Source organism: Celeribacter indicus, assembly GCF_000819565.1.
Taxonomy (GTDB): Bacteria; Pseudomonadota; Alphaproteobacteria; order Rhodobacterales; family Rhodobacteraceae; genus Celeribacter; species Celeribacter indicus.
Genome location: NZ_CP004393.1, coordinates 2,404,753 through 2,420,847 on the forward strand (window position 1 = coordinate 2,404,753; position 16,095 = coordinate 2,420,847).

The 16,095-nt window shown below is 68.2% G+C and carries 13 protein-coding genes; 4 read left to right on the forward strand and 9 right to left on the reverse strand.

Translation table 11 applies throughout. The features are described 5' to 3' along the window. The first annotated feature begins 82 nt into the window (after window positions 1-82). A complete protein-coding gene (gene xdhA / locus P73_RS12115; protein ID WP_043869753.1) occupies window positions 83-1,531 on the forward strand; it encodes a xanthine dehydrogenase small subunit in 1,449 nt (482 codons plus the stop codon). Next, window positions 1,524-3,890: a xanthine dehydrogenase molybdopterin binding subunit gene (gene xdhB, locus P73_RS12120; protein ID WP_043869754.1), complete on the forward strand. Its 2,367-nt coding sequence runs from the start codon at window positions 1,524-1,526 to the stop codon at window positions 3,888-3,890. Before xdhA ends, xdhB begins: the two co-directional genes overlap by 8 nt. A 95-nt stretch (window positions 3,891-3,985) precedes the next feature. On the opposite strand, the gene P73_RS12125 is transcribed toward xdhB, so the two are convergent. Beyond that, on the reverse strand, window positions 3,986-4,972 hold the full coding sequence (locus tag P73_RS12125) for an ABC transporter substrate-binding protein (protein ID WP_043869755.1): 987 nt from the start codon (window positions 4,970-4,972) through the stop codon (window positions 3,986-3,988). Between the two features lie 351 nt (window positions 4,973-5,323). Here P73_RS12125 and P73_RS12130 point away from each other — a divergent pair, with 351 nt between their 5' ends. Beyond that, window positions 5,324-5,851, forward strand: a complete 528-nt coding sequence (locus P73_RS12130; protein ID WP_052453231.1) for a DUF3016 domain-containing protein — start codon at window positions 5,324-5,326, stop codon at window positions 5,849-5,851. 17 nt (window positions 5,852-5,868) lie between these two features. Here P73_RS12130 and P73_RS12135 read toward each other — a convergent pair whose 3' ends face one another. The 8 genes from P73_RS12135 to P73_RS12170 all read right to left on the reverse strand — a co-directional run bounded on the left by P73_RS12135 (window position 5,869) and on the right by P73_RS12170 (window position 14,696). After that, the gene (locus P73_RS12135; RefSeq protein ID WP_202966907.1) at window positions 5,869-6,930 is read right to left on the reverse strand and encodes a LacI family DNA-binding transcriptional regulator; all 1,062 of its coding nucleotides are present in this window, start codon (window positions 6,928-6,930) and stop codon (window positions 5,869-5,871) included. A 5-nt stretch (window positions 6,931-6,935) separates the two neighbouring features. Then, the gene (locus P73_RS12140) at window positions 6,936-8,216 is read right to left on the reverse strand and encodes a D-tagatose-bisphosphate aldolase, class II, non-catalytic subunit (RefSeq protein ID WP_043869757.1); all 1,281 of its coding nucleotides are present in this window, start codon (window positions 8,214-8,216) and stop codon (window positions 6,936-6,938) included. Between the two features lie 3 nt (window positions 8,217-8,219). After that, entirely contained in the window at window positions 8,220-9,170 is a 951-nt protein-coding gene (locus P73_RS12145) for a tagatose kinase (protein ID WP_043869758.1), read from the reverse strand. A gap of 3 nt (window positions 9,171-9,173) precedes the next feature. Next, the gene (locus tag P73_RS12150) at window positions 9,174-10,148 is read right to left on the reverse strand and encodes an ABC transporter permease (RefSeq protein WP_043869759.1); all 975 of its coding nucleotides are present in this window, start codon (window positions 10,146-10,148) and stop codon (window positions 9,174-9,176) included. Then, window positions 10,145-11,656 (reverse strand): sugar ABC transporter ATP-binding protein, encoded by a 1,512-nt coding sequence (locus P73_RS12155; protein ID WP_043869760.1) that lies wholly within the window; start codon window positions 11,654-11,656, stop codon window positions 10,145-10,147. The genes P73_RS12150 and P73_RS12155 overlap by 4 nt, the downstream gene beginning before the upstream one ends. 83 nt (window positions 11,657-11,739) lie before the next feature. Next, complete coding sequence (locus P73_RS12160; protein ID WP_043869761.1) at window positions 11,740-12,630, reverse strand: substrate-binding domain-containing protein; 891 nt, start codon at window positions 12,628-12,630, stop codon at window positions 11,740-11,742. Window positions 12,631-12,930: 300 nt separating this feature from the next. Then, entirely contained in the window at window positions 12,931-14,262 is a 1,332-nt protein-coding gene (locus P73_RS12165; RefSeq protein WP_043869762.1) for an NtaA/DmoA family FMN-dependent monooxygenase, read from the reverse strand. A 41-nt stretch (window positions 14,263-14,303) separates the two neighbouring features. Continuing rightward, the gene (locus P73_RS12170; protein WP_052453232.1) at window positions 14,304-14,696 is read right to left on the reverse strand and encodes an iron chelate uptake ABC transporter family permease subunit; all 393 of its coding nucleotides are present in this window, start codon (window positions 14,694-14,696) and stop codon (window positions 14,304-14,306) included. 21 nt (window positions 14,697-14,717) lie between these two features. On the opposite strand from P73_RS12170, the gene P73_RS12175 reads away from it, so the two are divergent. Further along, on the forward strand, window positions 14,718-15,995 hold the full coding sequence (locus tag P73_RS12175; protein WP_052453233.1) for a TonB-dependent receptor: 1,278 nt from the start codon (window positions 14,718-14,720) through the stop codon (window positions 15,993-15,995). Window positions 15,996-16,095 lie beyond the last annotated feature (100 nt).

Sequence of the window (16,095 nt, forward strand, 5' to 3'; positions counted from 1 at the left end):
TCATTGGTATACTAATGACATGCCATGGCCGTTCCGGCCTGCGGCACAGCTTGACACCGACCTGCAAGGACGATCCCGACCGATGGCGACGCGCACACGGCTTTCCTTTCTGCTCAACGAGGCGAGGGCCGATCTGGAGACGGTTCCGACCGATGGCACGCTGCTGGAGTTCCTGCGGCTCACCCGGCGTTCCACGGGCACGAAGGAAGGCTGCGGCGAGGGCGATTGCGGCGCCTGTACCGTTCTGGTCGGGCGGCTGCGCACGGGCCGGGTGAGCTATGAGCCGGTAAATGCCTGCATCCGGCCGCTGGCGTCGGTGGACGGGTGTCATGTGGTGACGATCGAACATCTCGGCGGGGCGCGGGGCACGCATCCGCTGCAAGAGGCCATGGTCGGCTGTCACGGCTCGCAATGCGGCTTCTGCACGCCGGGAATGGTCATGGCGCTGGAGGCGAACCGGCTGGCCGATGCGCCGGTGGACACGGAAACCGCGCTTCAGGGCAATCTCTGCCGCTGCACCGGCTATGGCCCGATCCTGCGCGCGGCGCGGACGGTGGGCGAGGCGCCGATGGCCGAAGATCCGCTCGTCCGGGCCAACGCCCGCACCGCCGCCCGGCTCGCGGAGATGGCGGATGGCGCGGATCTGGAACTGAGCGGGCCGGGCGGGACATCGTGGCTCCCGGCGAGCATCGACAGTTTCGCCGCGACCCTTGCCGCCCGGCCGGAGGCGCGGATCGTCGCCGGGGCGACGGATTTCGCGCTGAACCTGACCAAGCGGCTCGAGGTGCCGCCGGCGCTGATCTTCACCGGCCGCGTGGCGGGGTTCGACCGGATCGAGGCGCGGGACGGACGGCTGCATATCGGGCCCGGCGTGACCTTTGCTCAGGCGATGCCGGTTCTGGACGCGCATCTGCCGCAGCTTTCCGCGCTCTGGCGGCGGATCGGCGGGCCGCAGGTGCGCCACGCCGGCACGCTCGTGGGCAATATCGCGAACGGCTCCCCGATCGGGGACGGTCCCCCGGTCTGGATCGCGCTCGGTGCACGCCTGATCCTGCGCCACGGTACAGAACGGCGCGCTCTCGCCGTCGAGGACTATTTCATCGACTACGGCCGACAGGACCGCAAGCCCGGCGAGTTCATCGAGGAGCTTGTCGTTCCCCTTCCCGAAAACACCGTGCTTCTGGCCGCGCACAAGGTCAGCAAGCGGTTCGACGAGGATATCTCCGCCGTCCTGGGCGCGTTCCATCTCCGGCGTGAGGGCGACGTGGTGGCCGAGGCCCGCATCGCCTTCGGCGGCATGGCGGGCATTCCGAAACGCGCCGCGCATGTCGAGGCCGCACTGACCGGCCGGCCATGGGACGAGGCGACGCTTCACGCCGCCCTCCCGGAATTCGCCCGCGATTTCACGCCGATGGACGATATGCGGGCAAGTGCGGAGTATCGCCTGACGGTGGCGCGGAACCTGCTGGTGCGGGTCTGGCTCGCCTCGCGGGGTGTGGACACCGATCTGCGGGAGCTTGCCCATGTCTGACGGCAGCGCGAAACCGGAACTGACCGGAACCGAACCGGTGGCGCAGGAGTCCGAGATTCCCCACGACTCCGCGCGCCTGCATGTCACGGGCCGGGCGGACTATGTGGACGACATGCCCGAGCCGGCAGGGACGCTCCACGCCGCGATCGGCCTTGCGACTATCGCGCGCGGCCGGATCGCCGCCATGGATCTCGACGCCGTCGCGGCGGCGCCCGGCGTCGTCGCGGTGCTGACGGCGAAGGACATCCCCGGCGCGAACACTGCCTCGGCCATGGGCAAGGGGGTGCATCCTCTCCTCGCGGAGGGCCGGGTGGACTATCACGGCCAGCCCCTGTTCCTCGTCGTGGCGGAGGAGCGGATGGCGGCGCGGCGCGCGGCGCGGCTGGGCCGGATCGACTACGCGCCCGAGCCGCCGGTTCTAGACATCGCGGCCGCCCGGACTGCCGGAGCCGCGCCCATCGCGGCCGGGCTGACCGTTCGCCGGGGGGATGTGGCCGCGGCGCTGGAGAGCTCCCCGCGCCGCCTGTCGGGCCGTATGTCGGTGGGCGGTCAGGAGCATTTCTACATCGAGGGCCAGATCGCGCTGGCCCTGCCGCGCGAGGACGACGAACTCCTCGTCTACAGCGCGACGCAGGATCCGGGCGAGGTCCAGTCGGTCGTCGCCCATATGCTGAACCTCCCCGCCAATGCGGTGGCCGTGAGCGTGCGGCGGATGGGCGGCGCGTTCGGCGGAAAGGAGAGCCAGCCCGCGATCTTTGCCGCGCTGGCGGCGCTGGCGGCGGATCGGTTGAAACGCCCGGTGAAGCTGCGGCCGGATCGCGACGACGACATGACCATCACGGGAAAGCGCCATGATTTCACGGTCGATTACGAGATCGGCTTTACCGACGAGGGCCGCATCACCGGACTCGATGCCACGCTCTACGCCCGCGCCGGACATTCCGAGGATCTGACGCGCGGGGTGGCGGACCGGGCGGTGCTGCATGTGGACAACGCCTATTTCTATCCCGCCGCGCGGGCCGAGTCTCGCTGTCTGTTCACCAACACCGTCTCCAACACCGCCTTTCGCGGCTATGGCGGCCCCCAGGGCATCGCCGCCGCCGAGCGGTGGATCGAGGACATCGCCTATACGCTCGGGATGGACCCGCTGGAGGTGCGCCGCCGGAATTTCTATGGCGAGGGCGCGCGGGGCGTGACGCATTATCACCAGCCGGTGCGCGACAATATCCTCGCCCGCGTCGTCGACGAGCTGGAACGCACGAGCGACTATCAGCGGCGGCGGGCGAAGGTGATCGCGTTCAACCGCGGCACCGCCGGACCGATCCGCCGGGGCATCGCGCTGGTGCCGGTCAAGTTCGGGATCAGCTATTCGGCCAAGTTCATGAACCAGGGCGCGGCGCTCCTGTCGGTCTATCGCGACGGGTCGGTCCATATAAGCCATGCCGGAACCGAGATGGGGCAGGGCATTCACACGAAGATCTTGCAGATCGCAGCGAGCGAATTCGGCCTGCCGCTGTCGCGGGTGCGGGTGACGGCGACGGCGACGGACCGGGTGCCCAACACCGTTCCGACCTCCGGCTCGCTCGGCACGGATCTGAACGGCATGGCCGTCGTCGATGCGGCGCGCAAGATCAAGGCGCGCCTCGCGGACCTGGTCGCGCCCGGCCTGCCCACGGAGGAGATCGGTTTCGAAGCGGGCGAGGTTCTGACGCCCGAGGGCAGGGTCGGTTTCGCGGATCTCGTCGAACGGGCCTTCAAGTCCCGTGTCTCGCTTTCCGCGACCGGCTATTACCGCACCCCGCATATCCATTGGGATCGCGCTGCGGGGCGGGGCAGCCCCTACCTCTATTTCACCTACGGTGCCTCCTGTTCCGAGGTGGCGGTGGACACGCTGACCGGCGAATACCGCGTGCTGCGGACCGACATCCTTCAGGACGTGGGCCATTCGATCAACCGCGACATCGACCTCGGGCAGATCGAGGGCGGGTTCATGCAGGGGCTCGGATGGTCCACCACCGAGGAGCTGTGGTGGGACGGCTCGGGCCGGCTGGCGACCCATGCGCCTTCGACCTACAAGATCCCGCTGGCCTCGGATCGGCCCGCCGTCCTGAATATCGGCATCGCGGAATGGTCGGAGAATGCCGCGCCGACCGTGATGCGGTCGAAGGCCGTGGGCGAGCCGCCGGTGATGCTGGCGCTGTCGGTGCCGGGCGCACTGGCGATGGCGGCGGCCTCGCTTGCGGATTACGCCTTTCCGCCGAAGCTGGACCTGCCCGCGACGCCCGAGCGCGTCCTGGCCGAATGCGCGCGCCAGCGGCAGATGGCGCAGCGTGCTCCCGGCGTCCGCGCGGCCGAATAGGGGGGACGGGGGCGCGTTCAGCGCCCGTCGCAATGCCGTCCGGAGAGAGACATCGCAGAGGGCTCCGCGATGTCCCCGTCGTCCCGAAAACCGGATCAGGGCAGGTAATCGGCCGTGAAGATGTCCCCCGGCGTCAGGCCTGGACGCATGTTGCCGTATTTCTCCAGAAGCGAGAGGGTCAGTTCGATATCCTCCTCCGCAGGCACGCCGAAGGGATTGCCTTCCGAGGCGGTGGTATGGCGGTAGTTGTCCATCACGTCGATCTCCAGGGCGATGATCTCCGGGTCCAGATCGGGGCGCGCCTCCATGATGGCCGCGAGCGCCTCTTCGGGATCGGCGTCGACATCCGCCTTCGCCCTGGTGATCGCGGCAAGGAAGCCCTTCATCACGTCCCCGTTCTCGGCCAGCCAGTCCTTGCGGGTCATGACCGAGGAGCCCAGCAGGTTCACCCCGTAATCGGCGAACAGCATCGGCGGCTCGATCGGGTGCATCGCCGCCACCTTGTCGCCGTCGGGATTGGCCCAGCCGTTGATGAAATCGACGTCCCCGTTCAACAGCGCGGTCCGGTCGGCGCCGCCGTTGATGATAACGAGGTCGATCGCGTCCATGTCCACGCCGTTCACCTCGGTAAAGGCGCGGATCATCCCGTCCTCGAGGTTGCCGGCGTCCGTGCCGAACCGCTTGCCCTCGAGATCCTTCGGCTCGGTGATGCCCGAACCTTCGAGCGCGATGATCGAGGAGGGATCCTTCTGCACCAGCACGGCGGTGGCGATCAGGTCGGCCGCGCCCCCGGACTGCACGGCCTTGGCCGTCGCGCCGAGGCTGGCGATGCCGATGTCGAAATCCCTGGCCATCAGCGCCTTGATCGTGCCGGTTGTGCCGTTGCCGTCGGTGATCTCCACGTTCAGCCCCTCATCGGCGAAATAGCCTTTCTTCGCGGCCAGGAAAAACGGAGCATCGACCCCGCCGGGAATGAATGCGAGGCGCAGTTTTACATCCGTCAGCTCTTGCGCCAGGGCCGGAGTCAGCGAAAGCAGGCCCGCAACGGCGGCCCCGGCAAAGGTTGTCAGAATGGCGTTCATCGTCTTCTCCGTTGTTTCGTGCGTTTGCTTCGTGCGTGCGCCACGCTTCGCATACAGTCAGTATTTTGGTGGCATCCACATTGTATGCCAAAAATGGCGCGCGCCACCAACGAAGCCATTCCGGACGCCTGCCCGTGGGACAGACGCGTAAAATTTACGCGGATTTCACCCCGTGACGCGGCAAGCTGTGCCGGCTGAAAAATCGCGTGGGGGCGCGTCAGCCCTGTTCCGCTCCGTAGTCCTGCGCTCGACGTGGTCCGAAACAGCCGTCTTCGGGCGGCGTTCCCCCTTTGCCTCGCGCGCATCCGCACCCATATGAATGGCCATGGACCCATGATGCGGAGGATCGACATGTTCAGGCCTCTCTGCCTTTCCCTCCTTCTCGCCCTGCCGGTGCTGGCCACCGCAGCACCCGTGGCCGCGGGCGGGATCACCGTCACCTATGTCGCGCCGGAGAGCTTCCGGGACCGCGAGTTCCGGCAGGCACACAGCCGCGCCTCGGTGCTGGCCGAGTTCGACGAGACGTTCGGGCAATTGGCGGCGCGCTTTCTGCCCGAGGGGCAGGATCTGGCCGTCGAGGTGCTCGACATCGACCTTGCCGGGGAATTCGAGCCGTGGAACTTCGCCTATCGCGATGTGCGCATCCTGCGCGACACCACGCCGCCGAGGATCCGGCTGCGCTACACCCTCCTCGAGGCGGGGCAGGTTCTGGCGCAGGAGGAGGTGCGGCTGTCGGATCTGAACTACCTGTCCTGGCACGGCGGACGGAGCAGCACGGAACGCTTCGCCTATGACAAGCGGCTGCTCGAGGACTGGTTCCGGAAGACCTTTGCGACGGCTCCCGCCGGCCGTTCCCGGCCCGCGGGTCCGAAGAGCTAGCGGCGCCGGACTGCGGATCAGGCGGAGCGGCGCAGGATCAGGTCGCCGCGCAGCAGCATGTGCCTTTCGCCCGTCTCCTCGCGCCCCTCGAGACGCCGGATGAGCTTCTGCATCGCGACGCGCGCGATCTCCCCGTAATTCTGGGCGACCGTGGTCAGTGGCGGGCAGCTGTAGCGCGACAGGGGGTGATCGTCGTGACCGGCGATCCGGATGTCGGCATCGTCGCCATGGCCGACCTTCAGCCCCGCCTCCCATGCCGCGAGCAGCGCGCCGAAGGCGATCCGGTCGTTGGCGCAGAGCACGGTCCGGGGAAAGGCGGGACGGGAAAGGGCGGCCGTCATGCTCTCATGGCCGACGCGTTCGAATTCCCAGGTCGTCTCCGGCGGGATGTCGATGAACCGCGCCGGTTCGCGGAAGGCGGACATGGCGGCGGCATAGGCGTCGCGCCGGGCGCCGGCGTTCCTGTTGATGTCGGGCATGCCGAGATAGGCGGGCGCGGTGCCGGAGCGGCACAGGTAATCCACGATCAGATGGAAGGTCTGCACGTTGTCCGTCCCGACGAAGGGCATGTCGTGATCGGGCGAGCTGTCGACATAGACCAGCGGGATCCGCGCCTCGAGCCGCGCGAGATCGGCATTGCTGCGCGTCGCGCCGAGCGGCACCACGATCGCGCCGGCGACGCTGAGCGACTGGAGCCTGCCGATCGCCTCGGTCTCGAGATCGCTGTCGCCGTTCGAGGAGAGCACGAAGGGGAAATAGCCCGCATCCTGGGCGATATCCTCGATCCGTCTCGTCAGCTCCATGTAGAACGGATCGGTGGTGTTGGGGATGATCACGCCGAGGACGCGCGTCCTGCGGCGCTTGAGATTCGTCGCGAAGAGGTTCGGGCGGAAACCGGACTGCTCGACGGCCCGTTCGATCCGCGCGCGGGTCTTGGAGCGCACGGAGCCGGGATTGTTGAAATATTTCGAGACGGTCGGACGGGAGAGGCCGACATAGGACGCGAAGTCTTCCATCGTGCGAATGTCGGACGGGGTTTCCCCGTCCGGGTCCGGAATACGATCAGTTTCTCGCGCCAAGCCGTTCAGTCCTCACATGCGTGGATATAGTCAGCCACAAGATCCCCCACCGCCGCAAGGGCCAGATCCTTCGCCCTGGGGGGCAGTCTGCCGCTCCTGACATCGGCGTAGCGCGCGCCGAGGTACTGGCCGATGAGCGGCTCGGGCAGATCGACGCCCTCGAGCAGCGCGAAGAGCTCCCGTTCCGCCGCCCGTGCCTCGGGCACCGGCCAGTAATAGCGGATCCGGTCGGAATAGGAGAAATGCCGCATCATCGCGCGCGCGGCCTCGTCGCCTTCGTAGTAGCGGTCCCAGTTGCCGGGGGCGTCGGTCATGACCTTTTCCATCGCCTGCCGCAGCGTCGCATCGCGCGCGCCGGGGAAGAGTTCGGAGGCGATGGCGTCGAGCCCGTAGAGCGCCTCGCGCCAGCGAAAGGTCAGGCCGGGCCCGACCTTGAGGATGGCGAACCCGTCGCGCACCAGCGCCCGGAGGGTGTCGCGGGTCTGGTAATCGGTGGAATGCGCCTCGAAGACGAGGCCGGGCATGTCCTCGAGCGCCGCGCTCAGCGCGCGTGCCTTGCCGCTGTCGTAGTCGATGACGTTGTGGTTGCCGAATTCCACGCCGGGCTGCACCACGAGGGCGATCGCGCGGTCGAACGCCTCCGACAGGCCGCGTCGGGCAAAGGCCGCTTCATGCACGCGCCGCGTGATCCTGGCGGCCTCCGGGTCGGTGAGTTCGAGCTCGCCGATCTCCTCCATCGCGCCGCCCGGCACCGGAACCTCCGTGCCGATGACATAGACCGGCGGGGGAATGTCCCCGCCCGGCAGATGCGCCTCGGCCACATCGGCGAGCCGCGCCGCGCGCGCGGCGGTCTCCGCATCGTCCAGGGCCACGGGCTCGCCCGCGCACCCCATCGAGCAGTCGAGATGCAGCTTGGTGAAACCCGCGGCGGCGAAGGCGGCGATCATCACCGCGGCCTTGTCCATCGCCTCCTCGGCCGGAAGCGATTTCCACGGGTTCGGGCCAAGGTGATCGCCGCCGAGGATGAGGCGGGCGCGGGGAAAGCCTTCGCGTTCCGCGATGCCATGGACGAAATCGCGGAAATCCGCGGGGGTCATGCCGGTATAGCCGCCGTCCTGGTTGACCTGATTGCAGGTCGCCTCGACCAGGAGCGGCAGGGAGGTGGGGGCGGTGGCGCGCATCGCCGCCACGAGCACCTCGGGATGGGCGGAGCAGATGGAGGGGATGCCGGAGGCGCCCGCACGTCCGCGCCAGCCGGAGATGTCGGAGAGGAGGTTGGTCGACATGGTTTATCCTTTGCGCTCTTTCAGGAATGTCTCGAGCTCGGTGCGGGTCGCGGCGCCCTCCATCGGGCCGAGCTTCGTCACGGCATGGGCGCCGGCCGCGTTGGCGAGCCTCAGCGCCTCCCCGACCGGGGTGCCGTCGAGCCAGAGACCGACGAAGGCCCCGCCGAAACAGTCGCCGGCGCCGGTCGGGTCGATTTCCTCGACCGTGACCGGCGCCGCGTCGGTGCGGCCGCGGGCGTCGAAATGGCTCGCGCCCCGGTCGCCGCGCTTGAGCACGATCTCGGGAATGCCGCGGGCCAGCAGTTCGGCCACGGCGCCGGCCTCGTCGCGGGCGCGGGTGAACAGGAAGATCTCCTCCCCGGAGGGCAGGAAGACGTCGGTCATCTCGAGCACCGCCTCGAGCGCCGCGCGCAGGCCCGGTGCGTTCAGGATCTCCGGGCGCAGGTTCGGATCGAAGGAGAGGGTGCCGCCGCGGGCCTTGATCCGCGCGATCGCGGTCAGCACGAGCTGCGACAGGCCGGGGGCGGAGAGGGCGGTGCCCATGACGTGAATATGATCGGAGCGCGCGATCACCGCCTCGGCGGCGGGGGTGAGGGCGAGCGTGCCGCAGGCGCTATGGGCGATGTTGAACACGAAGGCGCGCGATCCGTCCTCGCGGTAGCGCACGAAGGCGGAGCCCGTCGGCGCGCCGTCGCGGGCGATCTCGATGCCCGAGACGTCCACCCCGTCGGCGGCGAGCCGGTCGAGGTTCACCCGGCCGAAATCGTCGTCGCCCACGCGGGAGATGATCGCCGCCGCGGCGCCGATCCGTGCCGCCTGGTCGACGAAGATCGCCGGCGCGCCGGAGGGGTAGGGTCCGGTCAGCGGCTGCGCCGCGCGGAAGCCGTCGCCCTTCGTGGTGGCGACGATTTCCACGAGGACTTCCCCGACCGTCAGGAGGCGTTTGCCTGCCATGGCTCAGGCCTTCCGCCGTTTGGAGCGCACGTCAAGCCAGACGGCCACGAGGATGACGAGCCCCTTCACGATGAGCTGGTAGAAATAGGGGACCGACAGCATGTTCATGCCGTTGTTCAGCGCACCGATGATGAGCGCGCCGATCAGCGTGCCGACCATCGTTCCGGTGCCGCCCGCGAGCGAGGTGCCGCCGAGGACCGCCGCGGCGATGGCGTCGAGTTCATAGCTCATGCCCGCGTTGGTCTGCGCCGAATAGAGCCGGGAGGAGAGCAGGATGCCGGAGATCGAGGCCATGAGGCCGGAGATCATGAAGATGACGATCTTCATCCGGTCGACCTTGATCCCGGAATAGAGCGCCGCCTCGCGGTTGCCGCCGGTGAGGTAGGTCCTCCGCCCGAAGGTCGTCTTCGACAGCAGGATGTGGTTGGCGAGGAACAGGGCGATCACGATCCAGATGATGATCGGCACGCCGAGCAGGCTGTTGGCGCCGATCGCGGTCCAGGTCGGATCCATGATCATCGCCGGTGCGCCGTTCGTGGGCAGGCTCACCATGCCGCGATAGATGCTCATGGTGGCGACCGTCACGATGAAGGAGGGCAGGAGGAGCTTTGCCGTCAGCACGCCGTTCAGCGCCCCCATGAGCGCGCCGGAGAGCAGCGTGAGCGCGAGCGCCGGGGCAAAGCCCCAGCCCAGCCCGATCACCTGTGCGCCGACCATCCCCGCGACGGCGATGATCGAGCCGACCGAGAGGTCGATCTCGCCCAGGAGAATGACCCAGGTCATGCCGAAGGCGGCGATGGCGATCACCGCGACCTGCTGGAGGATGTTCATCATGTTCGCGACGGACATGAAGCGCGGGTTGGAGAGGGAGAAGAAGACGCAGAGCACCACGAGGGCGAGGAAGATCCCGCCGTACTGGCGCATCATGCTCCTGACTGTGGCCAGCGGATCGGCCTTGTATCTGGTCGTCTCGGTCATTTGGTCTGTCCTGTTGCAAAGCTCATGACGCGCTCGGGCGTCAGGTCGGTACGGTCCGCGATCGTCTGGAGCCGGCCTTCGGACATCACCGCCACGCGGTCCGACAGGCCGAGCACCTCGGGAAGTTCGGAGGACACCATGACGATGGCGGTGCCCTCGGCGGCGAGGTCGCGGATGATGCGATAGATTTCGAATTTGGCGCCCACATCCACCCCGCGCGTCGGTTCGTCGAGGATGAGGACGCGCGGCCGGGTCATGAGCCACTTGGCCAGCACGACCTTCTGCTGGTTGCCGCCCGACAGCGTGCCCGCCGCGGCCTCGATGGAGGCGGCGCGCACGCCGAGGCGCGCGCTTTCCTCGCGCGCCTGCCGGCCCTCGAGGCGGCGGCGCAGGAAGCCGCGGGATGAGACGCGCCCGAGCGAGGCCATGGTGATGTTGTGGCGCAGGGACTGGCCGAGGACCAGGCCTTCCTCCTTGCGGTTTTCGGTGACGAAGCCGAGGCCGCGCGCGATGGCCTCCGCGGGCCCGGACAGCGTCAGCGGCGCGCCGTCGAGGCGCACCTCGCCCTCGGCGCGGGTCATGCCGAAGAGCGCCTTCATCACCTCCGAGCGCCCGGAGCCGACCAGTCCGAAGAAGCCGAGGATCTCGCCCGGTTTCACCGCGAAGGAGATGTCATGGAACTCCGCCTCCCGGCTGAGCCCCGACACCTCGAGCACCGGCGCGACGCCGGCACCGGGCGCGGGGCCGAGGCGGGGCGGGTAGATCTCGGTCATTTCCCGCCCGACCATGAGCGCGATCAGCTCGTCGATGCCGGTCCTGTCCTTCTCGAGCGTCGCGACATATTCGCCGTCGCGCATCACCGTGATGTCGTCGGACAGGCGCAGGATCTCCTCCATCCGGTGCGAGATGTAGATCACCGCCTTGCCCGCCTGTGTCAGCCGGCCGATGATGCCGAACAGGATCTCCGCCTCCGCATCCGAAAGCGAGGAGGTCGGCTCGTCCAGGATGACGATCTTCGCGTCGTGGCTCAGGCCCTTGGCGATCTCGACGAGCTGGCGTTGGGCGATCGACAGATCCCCGACGCGGGCGCGCACATCGACCGGAAGCCCGAGTTCGCGCACGAGCGCCTCGGCGCGTTCGATGAGCCTGCGGTCGGAGATGAAGCCGAAGCGGGCGGGTTCGCGCGTCGCGAGGATGTTCTCGGCCACGGTCAGCGTGTTGGCGAGGCTCAGCTCCTGGAACACGATCGACAGCCCGCGCTCGGCGGCCTGCTGCGGGTTGGCGGGGGCGAAGGGGCGGCCGTCGAGCGTGATCGTGCCGCCCGTGGCCGGCTGGACGCCGGCGAGGATCTTCATCAGCGTGGATTTGCCCGCGCCGTTCTCGCCGAGGAGCGTGTGCACGCGCCCCCGGCGCACGTCGAGATCCATGCGCCTGATCGCGGTGATCGGACCGAAGGTCTTGCTGACGTCACGCAGCGACAGCACGACGTCGTTCGGGGTCTCAGCCATGCGGCCACCCTCTCGTCTGGTATTGGAAAAACGTCCCGCGCCGCCGAAGGGGAGGGAGGGGCGGCGCGGGAGCGGGGGCAGCCTTACTGTCCGGTGTAGACGCCGGGGACGATCGGCTGCTCCGCCTCCACCTCCTCGCCGTTCATGACGGCGATGGCGGTGTCGATGGCCTGTTTGCCCATCTCGCCGGGGAACTGCTGGATCACGCCGACCATGACCGGATCCGTGTCGACGGCGTTGCGGGCTTCTTCCATCCCGTCGAAGCCGATCACCTTCACCTGGTCCGCGAGCCCCGCGGATTTCACCGCGACCGCCGCGGCGAGGGCGGCGTCGTCGCCGAAGCCGAAGATGCCGGTGATGTCGGGATTGGCCTGGAGCATGTTCTGCGCCACGGCGAGCGCCTCGGCACGGGTGATGCCGGTCTGCTGCGCGACGATCTCCATCTCCGGGTAATCCTCGAGCGCCTTTTTGAAGCCTTCGACACGGGCGACGACGGATTGCACGGTCGGATAGTCGATGATCGCGACCTTGCCGGCTTCGCCCAGCACCTCGGCCATGAGTTCGCCCGCGCGCAGGCCGCCGGTATAGTTGTCGGTGCCGATATAGGAGGTGACGTCCACCTCCGCGGCGGGCACGTCGACGGTCAGCACGTCGATGCCGGCATTCTTCGCCTTCATGATGGCGGGCAGCACGCCCTGGCTGTCGACCGGCGAGATCACGATGACATCCACGCCCTTGACGATGAAGTCCTCGACATCGGCAAGCTGCTTGCTCAGGTCCTGATTGGCGATGGAGACCTCGAGGGGCACGCCCTGCGCCTGGGCCTCGGCCCGCATCGCGTCGGCGAGTTCGATGTAGAACGGATGCTGTTGCGTCAGCAGCGACGCCCCGATGCCCTCGGCCCATGCGCCGCTGGTGGCAAGGAGCGCCGCGCCGGACAGCAGCGCGGATTTCAGAACGGATTTGAGTGCCATGGGTCCTCCCTTCGGCGTTGCGACAGGGGCCGGTCGCGCGGATGCGGGTCGACGGCCTCCCCCGTCAAGTTCACTCGTGATATCTTAAAACTTTACTCGTGTAAATTACTTTATGCGCATTCTGCAAACCGGACATGCGGCAGGGGCCGGACCGGACGGTCCTGTACCGTGCCGAAGACCCTGCCGGACCGGGGCAGAAGATGCGGATGGGGAAGGCTCGCGGACGGAACGGGGGCGGCCGGAGGTTCCGGGCCGCTCCGTCGCCGCGAAGCCCCAGGGGATCTTTCGCGGACCGGGGCGTCACACCGGCAGGGGCCGCTCGAAATGGCTTGCGAAGGTCGAGCCGGCATACTCCCGCCGCAGCAGGCCCGCGTCGCTCAGCGCCGGGGCGAGCGTGTCGAGGCAGAGGTGCATGGCGTCGACGGAGCCGCCGGGGAAGAGGATGAACCCGTCGAGAGCGCCCGCCGCGCGCCAGGTGCGTATGGCATCCATCGCCTGGCCCGGTGTCCCGATCACCTGCCAATGGGCGGAACCCATGACCTCGGGCGCGTTCAGCAACTCCGCAAGGGTGGGTTCCTGCCGTTCGATCGCCCGGCGCAGCAGGGCGGCATGGGTGCGCGAGCGGACCTTCTGCGGCGCGGGCGGCAGGTCGGAGGCGCGGATCCTCCTGTCTTTCGGCCAGCCGCTCAGATCGAGTCCGGTCATCTCGCGGATATTGGCGAGTTTGCGCGCCTCGTCGGCCCCGGCGTGAGTGGCACGGTAGAGCTCGCGGGCTTCCGCCTCGGTCGCGGCGAGATAGAGGCTCAGCCCCGGCATCAGCCGCACGGCATCCTCCGGGCGGCCATGCGCCCTGGCGCGGCGGCGCAGGTCGCGGCGCAGCTCGATCGCGGCCTCCATGTCGGGCGTCGAGGCAAAGGTCGCGTCGGCGACGCGGGAGGCGAAGTCGCGCCCGGCCTCCGAGGCCCCCGCTTGCACGAGGGGAATGCGGCAGGCGCCCGTGGCCGCCCCCATGTTCGGCACGCCGAGGGGGCCCTCGACGCTGTAATACGTTCCCTTGAAATGGATCGGGCGCACCAGCTCGGCCCGGACGAACTGTCCCGTCTCCCGGTCCGGCTGCCAGGCGTCGCCGGGGAAGCTGTCCCAAAGCCGGGTGACGATTTCCGTGACCTCCGCGGCGCGGGTGTAACGGTCTTCTGGCGAGGGCATGTCCTCGAGCGAGAAATTCCTCTGGCCGTCGAGCGCGGTCACGATGTTCCACCCCGCGCGTCCCCCGGACAGCCAATGCAGCGACATGAGCATCCGGGCGAGGATATAGGGCGGATAGAAGGTCGTGGACACCGTGGTCAGGAGGCCGATCCGGCTGGTCGCATGGGCGATCGCGCAGAGCAGGAGCGTCGGGTCCAGCCCCGCCATTCCCGCGCCGCGCCCGAGCAGGCCCATGTTGACGGCGAGCGTGTCCGGCCGGAACACGAAATCCAGCTTCGCCGCCTCCGCCCGCCGCGCGATGTCGATGTAATAGTCCTGGCCCATAAGCCCCTCGACCCCGCTGTCGGGGCGGCGCCAGGCCTCGCCGGAGAGCCATGTGGGGGTCAATGTCATGCCGATATGCAGCGGTGCGTCGGATGCACTCATCTTTCCTCTCCTCGGTCCTGGCCGGCGCGTCCGGGCCGGCCTCATGGTCGCGAGCGCCGGGTCAGCACCCACAGAAGATATCCGCCGCCGAGCAGTCCGGTCATCTGTCCCACGGGCAGGCTCAGGTCCAGCGGCGCGCGCTGGCTCGCCAGATCGGCGGCGAGCAGCAGGCCCGCGCCCATGAGGCTGGCGGCGAAGACGGGGATATGCGCTGTGCCGCTGAGGCGGCGGGCCAGTTGCGGCGCGGCGAGCGCGACGAAGCTGATGGGCCCCGCTGCGGCCGTGGCGACCGAGGTCATGCCGACGGCGGCAAGCACGGCAAGGATGCGGGTGCGGTCCACGGACACGCCGAGCGCGGCGGCGCTGTCCTCGCCGAGATCGAACATCGCCAGCCGGCGCGACAGCAGGAGGACGACGGGTGCGAGCAGGAACAACCCGGCGGCGGCGGGCAGGAAATGGCGACGCGGCCCTATGACGACCTCGACAACGCCTATGCGACCAGCCTGCCGGGGTGGGAGATCGAGGTGAATTCCGCCGCGCTCGACATCGACTATGACTTCTTCAACGGCATCCGCTTGTTCAACCAGCTACAGGTGAGCAAGAGCGATGTCGACCGTGTCACCGGCGTGGCGAGCGGCGATGCGGTGATCTCCTCCGAGGAGATCTCGAACGAGTTCCGGCTCTCCTTCGGGGAGAGCGGTGACAGGCTCTCCGGCCTCGTCGGCCTCTATGCCAGGAAGGTGGAGAGCGACGACCGGCTCTGGATGTATGTCACGAAGGCCGACGGGGTCGGGGCGGATACGCAATATGACGACACGAAGACCTATCTCGGCCTCTTCGGCGAGGTGACGTGGAACTTCGCGGAGCGCTGGAGCCTGAATGCCGGGCTGCGTGCCGAAAGGGACCGGATCGAACGGGAGGGCCAGTCGGCTTACATCACGGAACCCGCCGATTACGACGAAACCTTCACCGAGCTCCTGCCGCGCCTCTCCCTGTCCTACGAGCTGAACCCGGACTGGACGGTGGGTGCGCTCTACAGCCGCGGGTACAACCCCGGCGGCGTGTCGCCGAATTTCACCACTTTTCGGTGGGAGGAGTTCGACGCCGAGACCATCGACAACTACGAGCTCTTCACCCGCGCGAGCCTGATGGGCGACCGGCTCTTCGTCACGGCGAACCTGTTCTACATGGATTATGCCGATGCGCAGTATAACATCCAGAACGCGGTGGCGCCGGGTGTGTTCAATATCTATACGATCAATGCCGAGGAATCCCATGCCTACGGGCTCGATCTCGGCGTCGATTTCGCGCCGAGCCAGGCGCTGCGCCTGAGCGGCAGCCTCGGCCTGCTCGAGACCAAGATCGAGGAGATCAGCCGGAACACGGATTTCGAAGGCAATGCCTTCGCCAAGGCCCCGCCCGTCACGCTGACGCTCGGCGCCGACTGGGGCGTGACGGACAGGCTCCGTCTCGGCGGACAACTGCGCCATGTCGGCGGCGATTACTATTCCGACGTGGGCAATACCGGCGACTACAAGGTCGGCGACTACACGATCGCCGACATCCAGGCCTCATATGCCATTGTCGAGGGGCTCGAAGTCTACGGCTACGTGAACAACCTCTTCGACGTGCGCGAGGCGACGTTCAAGCAGTTCAACCGCACCGGCGGCGGCACGGAAGCCTCGATCACGACGCCACGGACCGTCGGCATCGGTTTCCGCGGCACGTTCTGATCGCGATGGAACCGGGCGGGATGCGTCGTCGCGCTTCGCCGCCGACCGGGGAACGCGTGCAGCCTGTCGAGGGGGAGGATGGCGATCCGGTCGCGGAGAG

Excerpts from the sequence above, each read along its gene's own strand:
- P73_RS12150 (WP_043869759.1), bottom strand. The coding sequence starts at position 10,148 with ATGACCGAGACGACCAGATACAAGGCCGATCCGCTGGCCACAGTCAGG.
- xdhB (WP_043869754.1), top strand. The coding sequence starts at position 1,524 with ATGTCTGACGGCAGCGCGAAACCGGAACTGACCGGAACCGAACCGGTG.
- P73_RS12165 (WP_043869762.1), bottom strand. The coding sequence starts at position 14,262 with ATGAGTGCATCCGACGCACCGCTGCATATCGGCATGACATTGACCCCC.
- xdhA (WP_043869753.1), top strand. The coding sequence starts at position 83 with ATGGCGACGCGCACACGGCTTTCCTTTCTGCTCAACGAGGCGAGGGCC.
- P73_RS12175 (WP_052453233.1), top strand. The coding sequence starts at position 14,718 with ATGGCGACGCGGCCCTATGACGACCTCGACAACGCCTATGCGACCAGC.
- P73_RS12160 (WP_043869761.1), bottom strand. The coding sequence starts at position 12,630 with ATGGCACTCAAATCCGTTCTGAAATCCGCGCTGCTGTCCGGCGCGGCG.
- P73_RS12125 (WP_043869755.1), bottom strand. The coding sequence starts at position 4,972 with ATGAACGCCATTCTGACAACCTTTGCCGGGGCCGCCGTTGCGGGCCTG.
- P73_RS12155 (WP_043869760.1), bottom strand. The coding sequence starts at position 11,656 with ATGGCTGAGACCCCGAACGACGTCGTGCTGTCGCTGCGTGACGTCAGC.
- P73_RS12140 (WP_043869757.1), bottom strand. The coding sequence starts at position 8,216 with ATGTCGACCAACCTCCTCTCCGACATCTCCGGCTGGCGCGGACGTGCG.
- P73_RS12145 (WP_043869758.1), bottom strand. The coding sequence starts at position 9,170 with ATGGCAGGCAAACGCCTCCTGACGGTCGGGGAAGTCCTCGTGGAAATC.
- P73_RS12130 (WP_052453231.1), top strand. The coding sequence starts at position 5,324 with ATGTTCAGGCCTCTCTGCCTTTCCCTCCTTCTCGCCCTGCCGGTGCTG.